Annotated in this window: 10 protein-coding genes; 5 read left to right on the plus strand and 5 right to left on the minus strand. The window is 69.4% G+C overall.

What is annotated here, in order from left to right; all coding sequences use genetic code 11:
- Positions 1-60: 60 nt before the first annotated feature.
- The 3 genes from ACT3T9_RS05880 to ACT3T9_RS05890 all read right to left on the minus strand — a co-directional run bounded on the left by ACT3T9_RS05880 (position 61) and on the right by ACT3T9_RS05890 (position 3,638).
- Positions 61-1,455, minus strand: a complete 1,395-nt coding sequence (locus ACT3T9_RS05880; protein WP_444502829.1) for an ABC transporter substrate-binding protein — start codon at positions 1,453-1,455, stop codon at positions 61-63.
- Positions 1,456-1,707: 252 nt separating this feature from the next.
- On the minus strand, positions 1,708-2,613 hold the full coding sequence (locus ACT3T9_RS05885; protein ID WP_441444497.1) for a carbohydrate ABC transporter permease: 906 nt from the start codon (positions 2,611-2,613) through the stop codon (positions 1,708-1,710).
- The gene (locus ACT3T9_RS05890; protein WP_441444496.1) at positions 2,610-3,638 is read right to left on the minus strand and encodes a carbohydrate ABC transporter permease; all 1,029 of its coding nucleotides are present in this window, start codon (positions 3,636-3,638) and stop codon (positions 2,610-2,612) included. The genes ACT3T9_RS05885 and ACT3T9_RS05890 overlap by 4 nt, the downstream gene beginning before the upstream one ends.
- A 655-nt stretch (positions 3,639-4,293) precedes the next feature.
- Between ACT3T9_RS05890 and ACT3T9_RS05895 the strand changes: the two genes are divergently transcribed.
- Both ACT3T9_RS05895 and ACT3T9_RS05900 read left to right on the plus strand, forming a co-directional pair.
- Entirely contained in the window at positions 4,294-5,403 is a 1,110-nt protein-coding gene (locus tag ACT3T9_RS05895) for a LacI family DNA-binding transcriptional regulator (RefSeq protein ID WP_444502830.1), read from the plus strand.
- Between the two features lie 147 nt (positions 5,404-5,550).
- On the plus strand, positions 5,551-6,072 hold the full coding sequence (locus ACT3T9_RS05900) for a ferritin (protein WP_345075780.1): 522 nt from the start codon (positions 5,551-5,553) through the stop codon (positions 6,070-6,072).
- 57 nt (positions 6,073-6,129) lie between these two features.
- On the opposite strand, the gene ACT3T9_RS05905 is transcribed toward ACT3T9_RS05900, so the two are convergent.
- Positions 6,130-7,746: a BCCT family transporter gene (locus ACT3T9_RS05905; protein ID WP_345075781.1), complete on the minus strand. Its 1,617-nt coding sequence runs from the start codon at positions 7,744-7,746 to the stop codon at positions 6,130-6,132.
- A 334-nt stretch (positions 7,747-8,080) separates the two neighbouring features.
- Between ACT3T9_RS05905 and ACT3T9_RS05910 the strand changes: the two genes are divergently transcribed.
- Positions 8,081-9,145, plus strand: coding sequence for an LLM class flavin-dependent oxidoreductase (locus ACT3T9_RS05910; protein ID WP_345075782.1), 1,065 nt, complete (start codon positions 8,081-8,083; stop codon positions 9,143-9,145).
- A gap of 35 nt (positions 9,146-9,180) precedes the next feature.
- On the opposite strand, the gene ACT3T9_RS05915 is transcribed toward ACT3T9_RS05910, so the two are convergent.
- The gene (locus ACT3T9_RS05915) at positions 9,181-9,645 is read right to left on the minus strand and encodes a hypothetical protein (RefSeq protein ID WP_441444492.1); all 465 of its coding nucleotides are present in this window, start codon (positions 9,643-9,645) and stop codon (positions 9,181-9,183) included.
- Positions 9,646-9,747: 102 nt separating this feature from the next.
- Between ACT3T9_RS05915 and ACT3T9_RS05920 the strand changes: the two genes are divergently transcribed.
- Both ACT3T9_RS05920 and ACT3T9_RS05925 read left to right on the plus strand, forming a co-directional pair.
- The gene (locus ACT3T9_RS05920; protein WP_444606137.1) at positions 9,748-10,665 is read left to right on the plus strand and encodes an exodeoxyribonuclease III; all 918 of its coding nucleotides are present in this window, start codon (positions 9,748-9,750) and stop codon (positions 10,663-10,665) included.
- A 252-nt stretch (positions 10,666-10,917) separates the two neighbouring features.
- Positions 10,918-12,567, plus strand: a complete 1,650-nt coding sequence (locus tag ACT3T9_RS05925; protein WP_444606138.1) for an alkaline phosphatase D family protein — start codon at positions 10,918-10,920, stop codon at positions 12,565-12,567.
- Positions 12,568-12,651 lie beyond the last annotated feature (84 nt).

A 12,651-nucleotide genomic window follows, 5' to 3' on the forward strand; every position in this document is an offset into this window, starting at 1 on the left:
GTCATGCGGGAACTGCAGTGCTTGGAAAGACTGCAGCGCTCGCGGTGACTGCGGGCAGGATCAGTTCCAGCCCTCGAACTGCACTGCCTCGTAGTCCTCGCGGTTGTCGTCCAGGACCTCCTGGAGCGTCGGGGCGAGGGCGTCGAGCACCGTCTTCGCCTCCGCGTTGTCACCGAACACCTGGCCCATGGCGGCGCTGATCTCGGTGACCGCGCCGGCGTTCCAGTTGGGGTAGTCGGCGGTGCGCGCGTTCTCGAGCTGGTTCAGCGCAACGGCGTAGTTCGGGTTCTCGGCGACCAGGTCCTTGACGCCCTGGGTCTCCTGCGCGGCCTGGACGATCGGCACATAGCCAGTGCCGATGTGCCACTCGGCGGACTTCTCCGGCTGGGCGAGGAAGCGGAACAGCTCGGCGCAGGCGTCCTGACGCTCCTGCGACTCGGTGCGCACCATCTGCAGCCCGGAGCCACCGGTGGGGACCTGCTTCTGCTCGCCCTCCTTGGACAGCATGTAGGCCGTGCCGATCTCGAAGAGACCCTCGGTGGCCTTGGTCTGGCCGGTCAGCGAGGCGGTGGAGCCGCGCCAGCCGGCGGCGAGACCGGAGGCGAAGTCGGTGCCGGAGGCCTGGGCGAGGTAGCCGAACTTGTCCTCGTGGATGAACTTGCGCATCCACTCGAGCCACTCCACGCCCTTCTCGTCATTGATGGTGACCTGGAAGTCCTCGGTGGAGTTCGCACCGCCGAAGCCCCAGATGTCGGCCTGGCCGTGCCAGGCGTCGGGGCCGAAGGCGATCGCGGACAGCGGGCGGCCCTCGACCTCGATCTTGGCGAGCTCGGGGGCGAACGCCGCGAGGTCCTCCCAGGTCTCGGGGCCCTCCTCGGGCAGGCCGGCCTCGATGTAGCGGGTCTTGTTGTAGTAGAACAGCGGGGTCGAGCGGGCGAAGGGCACCGTGAAGGTCTCCCCGGCGGCCTTGCCCTCGGCGACGTAGTTCTGGACGTAGACGTCCAGGTTCCACTCGTCGTCGAAGTAGCCGTCCAGCGGTGCCAGGGCATCGGACTGGTAGAACTGCAGCCACTGCATCTCGGGGAAGCACACGATGTCCGGCACGGTGCGGGCCTGGAGGGAAGCGGTGAACTTCTGGGTCAGATCGGCGTAGGAGCCGACGGACTCGGCGATCGCGACGATCTCGTCCTGGGACTCGTTGAACGCGGTGAACTGCGCCGAGAGCACCTCGTAGTTGTTGCCGGTGAAGGGCGCCCAGAACAGGATCGGGGTGCGGTCCTTGTACTCGTCGGGGACGGTGAGGTCCGCCTGGGTGAAGCCGTCGCGGATGTTGCTCTCCGCGCTGTCGCCGCCGCCGGAGGGGGCGCCGCAGGCGGCGAGGCCGGCCGCGCCGGCACCGAGGCCCATGGCAGTCAGAAGACCGCGACGAGAGAGGTTGAAGGGGCTGCGAGACATGGGAGTCGCTCCTTGGGAGTGGTGCGGTGGGGTCACCGGGTGGAGACAGTCAGTGGGTCTGTCAGTCAGGCGGGTCTGGCGAGGGGGTCTGGCGGGGGCTCGTCCCGCGGGACGAGGTGCGGGCCGCGTGCGGAGTGCGCACGCCGGCGCCCGCCCGGGCCGGGGCCCGGAGCTGGTGGGGTCCGACCCATGGGGCATGGGCGGGCCGGGGGTGGCGCGAGGCTGCGTGATGGCTGACCCGCGCCGTCGGACTCACTTCATGGCGCCGGCGGCGAGGCCGCCGATGATGCGCTTCTGGGCGAGGAAGAAGAGGATCAGCATCGGGAGGGAGACGAACACGGCGCCGGCCATGATCACGCCCCAGTTGCTGTAGCCCTCCTGGCTGCGCAGGAAGAGCAGGCCGATGGGCAGGGTGCGCATGTCCGCGGTGGAGGTGACGATCAGCGGCCAGACGTACTCGTTCCACTTGCCGACCATCACGATCAGCGTGGCGGTGAGGATCATCGGCGTGGACAGCGGCACCACGATCGTGAGCATCCGGCGGAGGTGCCCCGCGCCGTCGATCTCCGCGGCCTGCAGGATGTCCTTGTCGATGGTGCGCATGTACTGGAACAGCAGGAACATCGCGAAGGCGCTGGCGATGCCCGGCAGGATCAGGCCGGCGTAGGTGTTCAGCCAGCCCAGGTTCGCCACGGTGATGTAGTTGACGATCAGGGTGACGTGGCCCGGCAGCATCAGCGAGCCGATGATCAGCACGAACGCGATCTTCTTGAACTTGAAGTCGACGAACACGAAGGCGTAGGCGCACAGGATCGCAAGCGTGATCTCCAGGAAGGTGCCCACCCCGGTGGTGATGATCGAGTTGAGGAAGAAGCGGTCGAAGGGGGCGCTGTTCCAGGCCTCGGCGAAGTTCGAGAAGGTCAGCTCACGCGGGATCCAGGTCAGCGGCCAGGTGTAGATGTCCTGGTGCGGCTTCATCGCGGAGGAGAACAGCCAGTACAACGGGACGAAGAAGACGGCGATGGTGGCGAGGACGCCGGCGAACAGCAGGCCGGTCTTCCATGCCGGACGGCGGGGTCCGCGGTCCCGCCCCTTGTTGCGGGGGGCGGGGCCGGCAGCATCGGCGATCTGGTTCTTGTCGACGGTCAGAGTGCTCATGAGTCGTAGTTCACCTTCTTGTCGCCGTAGCGGACCTGCACGTACGTGATGATCAGCAGCAGCACCAGCAGCACGGTGGCTGCGGCCGAGGCGTTGCCGATGTCGAACTTCTGGAAGGCTTCCTCGTAGACCATCCAGCTCAGGGTGCTGGAGGAGGTTCCCGGGCCGCCGCTGGTCATGATCGAGATGATGTCGAAGGCCTGGGCGGCGGAGATGATGCCGGTGATCGAGAGGAAGAACGTGATCGGGCTCAGCAGCGGCAGCGTGAGGTGACGGAACAGCTTCCAGCCGTGCGCCCCGTCGAGTGCTGCGGCCTCGTAGAGGTCCTTGGGCAGGTCGAGGATCGCGGTGTAGCAGATGACGGTGACGAAGCCGAGCCGCTGCCAGGTGTAGGCGATCGTGATCGCCCACAGCGACCAGTCCGAGGTGGTGGTCCAGGCCGGGGAGTCGGCGCCGAACAGGGAGAACGCCCAGCGGGAGAGGCCGTAGTTCGGATCGAACATGAACAGCCACAGGATGCCCACCGCCGCGCCGGGCAGCATGTGCGGGGCGAAGGCCATAGTCTGCGCGAACCCGGTCAGCGGCAGCTTCGTGGCCAGCAGGCTGCCCAGCAGCAGGCCCAGCACGAGCGAGCCGATCACGCTCACGCCGGTGAAGATCGCCGTGTTCTTCATGATCTGCCCGAAGCTCGGGTCGGTGAACAGGTTGGTGTAGTTCTCCACCCCCACCCACTCGGGGGTCGGGGCCACGAAGTCCCACTCGAAGAAGCTCAGCCCGATGTTGTAGAGCGCCGGGTAGTAGGAGAAGACGATGATCGCGATGAGGTTCGGGGCGATCAGGGCGCCGAAGAGAAGCGCATCGCGGCGCACCCGGCGGCGACGCTGAGGTGAGCGTCGGCGCTGCTCGCTGCGCGTCGGCGTCGCGCGGCCGGTCGGCGGCGCAGCGGGGCCCACAGGCTCACCCTGCTTCTCCTGCCCGGCCGGCACCTGCTGGCCCGGGCGGGATGAACGGACGATGGTTGTCATGGGAGCGCTCCCAGCTTCCTGATCGAAGGGCGGCCCGGGGGCCGACGCGGTGAGGATGGCGGTCTCGGCAACGCTCCGCGGGGCGGGGCGGCCGACGGTCGGACCGAGTGGTCCGGGGCGCCATCCGCAGGGGGAACGAGGACGGCAGGACGGGACGGGACGGGCGGCTGGCTGCCGCTCCGGCGTCATCGACAGCACTCACCGTATGGACCCTCCACCGATCTCGCCAGAAGGCATCAGTGCAGGTGAATCGCGCATGAACAGAAACTGTCACCGCAGGTGGGAGCGCTCCCACTCCCCTCTCGGAGCACCCTCCGGACCCCCTTGGCGCGATTCGTGATGCGGGGTCCATCCACTGTTCATCTCGGCGTCGTCGAGTGTTCCTCAGCGGCCGGTTCTCGCCAGGTGCCCGCGAACTCGGACTTCACTCGGCCGTCACCCATGCGACCTGGCGGGCGTCACCCACTGGACTATCGTGCGCCCAGGCCGCCCCTCCGGATTGCGCGGTGGGATCGTCCGGCCGACCCGGCTCGCGGTGCCCGCACGCCCGGCCGTCAGCCACCAGCCACCAGCCACCAGCCACCAGCCACCAGCCACCAGCCACCAGCCACCAGCCACCAGCCACCAGAAGCCTGCAAGGAAGGGAGCACCGCAGATGCCTCGACCACCCACGATGGAGGACGTCGCGCGCACTGCCGGGGTCTCCCGCTCCACGGTCTCTCGTGTCTTCCAGAATGGCGGGGAGCGGGTCTCCCCCGATGCGATGATCCAGGTGCACGAGGCAGCCCGACGGCTGGGCTATGTGCACAATCTGGTGGCCAGCGGCCTGGCGATGCGTCACGGCCGGCAGCTCGGGCTGCTCATCCGCGACGCCACCAACCCTGCCTACGGCCACCTCCATGCGGAGATGAATCGCGCTGTCGAAGCCGTCGGCCGCACCCTGATCTCGGTGACGGCGTTCCGGCACGACTACGGCACGGCGGAGGTCGAGGGCCTGAACCGGCTGATCGGTCAGCGCGTAGCCGGGGTCTTCGTCGGCACTGGCGTGACCGCTGCGGAGGATCTCGTCGAGACCGTCACCGCGACGCCGATGATGATCCTCGGCCGCCCCAACACCCATCCGCAGATCAACTCGGTCAGCTACGACGAGGAGGCGCATGGCCGGCTGATGGCGGAGCAGATCGCCGCTCAGGGTCATCGCCGGATCGCCGTGCTCACTGCGCCGCTCCTCTATTCGAGGGTGTTCGACCTGCGCATGCGCAGCCTGGTCCAGCGCTGCGAGGAGCTGGGCATCATCAGCGTCCCCGTGGAGCTGCTGCCGGTGGAGCAGGGAGTGGGCCGCGCCCTGGACGCGGCCCGGGAGGAAGCGCTGAGCTGCATCGTCTGCCCCGTGGACTACGTCGCCCTGGAGCTGCTGCGCGCCGCTGCGGCGCGGGGGGTGCGGATCCCCGAGGAGATCAGCACCGTGGGGTTCGATGGGCTCGGGGACGGGCTCGACCTGCTCGGGCTGGCCACCGTGCGTCTGCCGGTGGAGGAGCTCGCTCGGCAGGCCGTCGCTCTGATGGAGGAGCTGCTGGTGCGGGCACAGGACGATGCGGAGGGTCCGCCGCCCGCTCCCCATGGGGCGGGTGATCGCGACGCGGCCGGCGAGGGCGAGGGCGAGCAGCTGCTCCTCACACGGCACTCACCCCGGCACGCCGTCGTGGCCGGGAGTTTCGTTCCCGGGCGCACCCTGTCGGCGGCTCCCGGGCACCTGCGCGGCTGACCGTCGCCGAGCGGCTCGGCGCCCTGCACGATCACGCCGCCATGGCCCCTCTCCGCCGTCCAGACCTCTCACCACACTTCATCTGTGCAGGTCAGGCTAGCCTTTCCATGCGTGACAAGAGGGTCCGAGAGGACTACTGTCGGTGTCATGAAGATGAGCAATGACCTTGAGAAGAAGTTCCAGGACCAGATCACCCTCGAGTTCGCGGCATCGATCACCTACCGCCAGCTCGCCATCGAGGCGGATGAGCAGGACCTCCCCGGCATCGCCGCCTGGCTGCGCCACCAGGCGGACGAGGAGATCGTCCATGCGAACAAGTTCATCCAGCACGTCTCGGACCGCGACAACCACGCTGCGATCGGCACCATCGAAGCCCCCGGCGTGAAGCCCGGCCTCTCCGTGCTCGAGATCTTCGGGGCCGCGCTCGCCCACGAGCAGAAGGTCTCCGAGTCGATCCGCGAGCTGTACCGCAGCGCGGACAAGGAGGGCGACTACGACTCCCGCCCGCTGCTGAACTGGTTCGTGGATGAGCAGATCGAGGAGGAGGCGACGGTCTCCGAGATCATCGGCCGCCTGAAGCTGATCGGCGACGACGGCTCCGGCCTGCTGCGCCTGGATTCCGAGCTGGGCGCCCGCCCCACGGAGACCACCGAGGCCGACGCCGGCTGAGCACGGACGCCTGAGCGCAGGCACCTGAGCTCCCCGGGGCGCCCTGAGCAGATCTGCTCAGGGCGCTCCTGTCGTGAGCAGCGGGTCGCGCCGCAGCATCATCACCAGGGAGACGGCGAGCGCGAGGATGACGATGATGAACGGGGCGGCCGAGAGCATCACGGCGGTCTGCAGCGCCTGCAGGCCCCCGGCGTAGAGCAGCACGGCAGCGGTCGCGCCGGTCAGCAGGCCCCACATGAGCATCACGGGGCGGCCCGGATCCATGCGACCGTCCGAGGAGATGACCCCGAGCACGTAGGTGTTCGAGTCCGCGCCGGTGATGAAGTAGAGCACCACCAGGATCACGGCGATCACGGAGGTGATCCCGGTCAGCGGCAGCTCTTCGAGCAGACCAAAGAAGGCGGTGTTGACGTTCTCCGCGGCGGCCGCACCGATGCCGGTGCCGCGCTCGAGGTCCATGAACATCGCCGAGCCGCCGAACACCGTGAACCAGACGGAGAACACCAGGCTCGGCACGCCGAGGACGACCAGCACGAACTGCCGGATCGTGCGGCCCCGGGAGATGCGCGCCAGGAAGACGCCGACGAAGGCGCCCCAGGAGATCCACCAGGCCATCATGAAGAAGGTCCACCCCTGCATCCACTCGAGGTCCGCGCCATCCAGGGGCAGTAGCAGGCTGATCTCGACGAAGTCGCCGACGTATCCGCCGGCGGAGCGCAGGAACAGCGAGATCAGCCAGCTCGTGGGGCCGGTGACCAGCACGAAGAGCAGCAGGGCCGCAGCGATCACCATCGTGGCCTGGCTCAGGTAGCGGATCCCGCGACCGATGCCGCTCATGGCTGAGGCGGTGAACAGCACGGTGACCAGTGCGATCACGATGATCTGCACTCCGGTGGAGGTGAGGTCCACCCCGGTGATGTGGCTCAGCCCCTGGCTGATCTGCGCCGCACCGAGGCCGAGGGAGGTGGTGGTGCCGAACAGCGTGGACAGGACCACCAGCACGTCGACGGCCTTGCCGATCGCTCCGTCGGCATGGCGACCGATCAGCGGGCGCAGGATGGGCGAGACCATCCCCTTGTTGCCGAGCCGGTGGGTGGAGTATCCGATGGCGAGTCCGAAGATCGCGAAGACGGCCCAGGCCTGCAGTCCCCAGTCCAGGAAGGTGAAGCGCATGGCGTCCACGACCGCCTCCCGGCTACCGGGCTCGGCGAGGCCGTGCGGAGGCTGGACCAGGTGGGAGACGGGCTCGGCGACGCCGTAGGTGATCATCCCGATCCCCATCACGGCGCCCAGCAGCATCGCGATCCAGGCCACGGTCGGGTACTCGGGCCGGGAGTCGTCGGGCCCCAGGCGGATGCGCCCGAAGCGGGACAGGGCGATCACGAGCAGCAGGCCGATGAGACCCAGCGGGATCACCAGCAGGGACCATCCGCTGGTGGCGGTCACCCAGCGCATCGCCGAGCCCGCGGCGGCATTCATCTGCGCAGGAAAGAGGGAGGCCGCCGCGAGGAGTACGACGATCAGCGTCACCGACACCCAGAAGACGCTGTTCAGTCGGCGACCCGGCAGGTGCGGCCCGGCGTCGAAGCGTTCCAGCTCACGGCGCGCGCGGCGGGCTGCGGACGGGGCGGAGGCGCGGGGAGGGCGCGGGTCGGGAGAGGGGTCCAGCGGCATGGCGCGGTCCGTTCGTCGAGGAGGAAGGGGCGGCGTGAGCCACGGAGGTGCGTACGGCCGGCATGGCCTTGTCCCCGGGCCGGCAGGCGCAGAGAACGGGGACGGCAGGGTGCGAGACCCGTGCGCGCAGAGCGGTTCACGGTACGCGCCCAGGGCGCCGAACTCCTCGGTGAGGGCGAGAGGTGGGGCGCAGATCTCGTACGCGGCGTGCATCCGGGCCCCGCTTCGCCCTCCCGAGGCACCTCGCGCAGGGCCGCCCGGTACCCCTGGCATGGCGTCCGCACTCCAGCCTTTCGCGCTAGTCAAACGTTCAACCATCTAGTACGGTGGGGTCATGCGTGCCTTCGGATTCCTCAGCTTCGGCCACTACGGCGGCAGCCCCGCCCAGGGCGGCCTCACCGCCCGTCAGATGCTCCACGACGCGATCGACATCTCCGTCGGCGCGGACGAGCTGGGCGTGAACGGCGCGTATTTCCGCGTCCACCATTACGCCAAGCAGTCCGCTGCGCCGATGCCGCTGCTCGCGGCGGTCGCCGCGCGGACCCAGCGGATCGAGGTGGGCACCGGCGTGATCGACATGCGCTACGAGAACCCGCTCTACCTCGCCGAAGAGGCCGCTGCCCTCGATCTGATCGCCGACGGCCGGGTGGCGCTCGGCATCTCCCGCGGCGCCCCCGAGGCGGCGGACCGCGGCTGGGAGTCCTTCGGCTACACCGGCTCCACCGACCCGCGCGGAGCCGATATCGCGATGTCGAAGTTCGACGTCTTCCTGCAGGCCATCCAGGGGCATCCGATGACCCGGGCGGCCGCGCAGCCGTATATGTCGGACGCCGCACCGCATGCCCCGTTGCGCATCGAGCCGCAGTCCCCGGACCTCTTCCAGCACATCTGGTGGGGTGCGGGATCCCGTGGCACCGCCGAGCGCACCGGCACCCAGGGCCTGAACCTCATGAGCTCGACCCTCCTCACCGAGGCCACGGGCGCCTCCTTCGGCGATCTCCAGGCCGAGCAGATCGACGTCTACCGGGAGGCTTTCAAGGAGGCCGGGCATGCGCACACCCCGCGAGTGTCCGTCTCCCGCAGCGTCTTCCCGATCGTCACCGAGCAGGATCGGCAGCTGTTCGGCATGCGGCCGGGCGAGAACTCCGACCAGATCGGCATCATCGACGGCACCCGCTCGACTTTCGGGCGCTCCTACACCGGCGAGCCGGATCAGCTCATCGAGCAGCTGAAGGCGGACGCGGCGGTGCAGTCCGCGGACACCCTCCTGCTCACCATCCCCTCGCAGGCCGGGGTCGAGCTGAACCTCCACATCCTCGAGAGCTTCGCGACGCATGTCGCTCCGGCTCTCGGCTGGAAGTCCAACACGGAGGGACCCGTCGTCGGCGACGCGGTGTAAGGCGTCTCCGCGATCCCGGTTCCGGGACCCTGCTTCTACTCGGCGCCGCCGGAGACAGCCGCCGCGACGACGGCCCCCGTACCGCTCACGAGCACGGCACTGAAACGGACCGCGTCACCGCGCTCGGCCAACGGAATCTCCGTCTCGCCTCCGTCGCAGAGGATGTCGACGGACCCGCTGACAACCGATCCCTCCTCCGAGGTGACGCTGTATTCGAGCTGAGCCGTGCCGTCGCCGAAGCAGGTGGCCACGGCGCCGTCGATGCTCACCTCGGACGGAAAGTTCAGGGTGATCCCGCCGTCATCCGCCGGCGGCGGGTCCTGCGCTGTCAGACGCTGCGTTGCCGCGCCGAGCGAGCCGTCCTCCGCTGTCGCCGCGTTGACGAACCCGTCCGCGTCGTCCTGCATGCTCTGCCAGTCGGTCTCTGCTGTCGATGCGCAGGAGAACAGCCCTGTCGCGAGCACGGCGATCAGGACGACAGAGCGAAGGCTTTGGTGCATGAGGCTCACTGTAGTGAGAAGCCTCAGAACTCCGCCCGCCACAGGGAAGCCTGCCGGGTCCAGGGCGCAGAGCCGGGCTGACCAGCACGTAGTCTCGTCCGCATGCTCCGCATCGCCACCGCCAACATCAACGGGATCCGCGCCGCGCAGCGACGAGGCTTCGATGACTGGCTCGCCGGGCGGGGATGCGATGCGGTCGCGCTGCAGGAGGTCCGGGCACAGGCCGACAAGATCCCCGCGGGCGCCTTCGGCGACTATCACGTCGCTCTCGACACCGGCACGCTCCCGGGACGCAACGGGGTCGCGGTGCTCACCCGTCGGCCGCCGGCGGCGATCCGAACCTGGAGCGGAGCGGCCCTGGTGGGAGGGCCCACCGCCGCCCTCAACCCCGTCCCCGCTCCCGACCATGTCCCCCTGGCTCGCGGCCTGTCGCGCTTCGCCGCCGAGGGCCGCTACCTCGAGGTGGACCTCGCGGACGCACCGCTCACGATCGCCTGTCTCTATCTGCCTAAGGGCGGCCTGCCCGCCCATCTGCAGCGGCCCGAGCGGATGCGCGAGGCTCCCGATGGCGGTGCCCGCTACGTCCGGAAGATGGGGTTCATGGCCGCGTTCTCGCGCTACCTGGTGCGCACCCGACGCGCGGCCACGGCGGCCGGCCGCGAGTACCTGCTGATGGGCGACCTGAACATCGCACACACCCGGCAGGACCTCGCCGCGTGGCGGAGGAACCAGCAGAACGACGGCTTCCTCCCGGAGGAGCGGGAGTGGTTCGGGCAGCAGCTCTCCCCGCGCACGCTCATCGACGTGGTGCGGAACCTGCATCCGGGCGAGGACGGCCCCTACTCCTGGTGGTCATGGCTTGGCCAGTCGTTCGCCAACGACGCAGGGTGGCGGCTTGACTACCACCTGGCCACACCGCGTCTCGCCCGCAGCGCCGTCCGCGCCGAGGTCGACCGGGACCACCACGGCACCCGGCTCTCGGACCACTCCCCGGTGGTCGTCGACTACGACTGGCCGTGACCGCGGCGTCCCCCGCCCGGGGTCGGGCCGCTCCGAGCGGGCGCTGCCGAACCCTCCCCGGACGGGCGCTGCCGAACCACTGAGCCGGATCGCCAATGACTGAGCCAGGTCGCCCATGACGAAGACGTGAACCGCGAGCCCCTCGCTGGTGACGGTCCCGCGACGATCTGCTGCCAGCCCGACATTCACCGCGGCGCACCGCCACGACCCCGTCCACGGTGAGCATCCCGCCCATTCCAGGACAGGACCATCATGAGCGACCTCTCCGGCGGACTCCTCCGCCACGGAGCCCCTGAGCCCACCCGCTTCATCGCCCCGGACCGCCGCGCGAACCTCGCCCGGCAGCGCCGCATGAGCCGGCGCATCTTCACCGGCGCCACCCTCACCACACTCGCCTCCGCGGGCGTGCTGGGCACCGCTCCGGCGATCGCCGACAGCAGCTGGCGCCGCAAGGACCCCTTCACCCTCGGCATCGCCTCGGGCGACCCGACCAGCAGCTCCGTGGTGCTGTGGACGCGGCTCGCGATCGACCCCCACGTGCTGGACGGCCGTGGCGGGATGCCGAGCATCCCGGTCCCGGTGCGCTGGGAGCTCGCGACCGATGAGCGCTTCCGCTCGATCGTGCGCCGCGGCACCGAGACCGCCCGCCCCGAGGAGGCGCACAGCCTCCACGTCGAGCTGGAGGACCTCCCTGCCGGCACCGAGTTCTTCTACCGCTTCCGCACCGGGCGCTACGTCTCCCCCGTCGGCCGCACCCTGACCACTCCCGCGAGCGGTGACACCCGCGCGCTGCGCATGGTGCACCTGTCCTGCTCGCACTGGGAGGGCGGCTGGTTCACGGCCTACCGGCGGGCGGCCGAAGATCGTCCCGACCTGGTGTTCGGGCTCGGTGACTACATCTACGAGGGCGGGCCCGGGACCGGGAAGCTGCGCACCCATCCGCACAAGCTGTGCACCACGCTCGAGGACTACCGGCTGCGGTATGCGACCTACAAGACCGATCCGGACCTGCAGCTGCTGCATGCCACCGCGCCGTGGATCGTCACCTGGGACGATCACGAGATCCAGGACAACTGGGCGGGCGCCTACCCCAAGAACGGGGTGCCCACTGATGCCTGGGTGGCCCGGAAGATCGCGGCCCAGCAGGCGTACTACGAGAACATGCCGCTGCGCCGGTCCAGCGCCCCCGCCGGCACCTCCATGCAGCTGTTCCGACGCCTGCACTGGGGGGATCTCGCGAGCTTCCATGTGCTCGACACCCGCCAGTATCGTGACCTGCACGCCTGCCACGACGGTGGGAAGACCTGGTGGTTCACCGACTGCGAGGAGCAGGCCGATCCCTCGCGCACACTGCTGGGCGACGAACAGGAGCAGTGGCTGCTCGAGGGGATGACCGAGTCGCCCGCCACCTGGCAGCTGCTCGCGCAGAGCGTCTTCTTCGCCAAGCGCGACAACGCCGCAGGGCCCACCACCACGCTCGGCTCGGACGGCTGGGACGGCTACCGGGCGGACCGCGACACCCTGGTTGGCGCCTGGAGCGAGCGCGGGATCGCGAACCCCGTGGTGCTCACCGGCGATGTCCACGTGCATTTCGCCAATGAGCTCAAGGCGGACTTCTGGGAGCCGGACTCTGCGACCGTCGGGGTGGAGCTGGTGTCCACCTCGATCACCTCGGGCGGGGACGGCAGCGACGTGGTGAACGGCGAGGAGGAGGTCCTCGCGGAGAACCCGCACATCAAGTACATCCGCGGCCGCCGCGGCTATGTGCTCTCGGAGTACACGACCGAGGAGCTGCGGGTCGACTTCAAGACCGTCTCCGCGGTCAGCACCCCGGATGCCGCGGCGTCCGTGGATCGCACCTACGTGGTGCCCGCCGGCGAGCCCGGCCTGCACGAGGCCTGAGCCCGCTCCACTGCGCTGACCAGCACGGCTGCCCTTCAGCAGCCGCGCCGCCGGATCCCGTCGACCCCTCGTCGGCGGGATCCG

The organism is Brachybacterium sp. AOP29-B2-41 (assembly GCF_052378395.1).
GTDB lineage: Bacteria > Actinomycetota > Actinomycetes > Actinomycetales > Dermabacteraceae > Brachybacterium.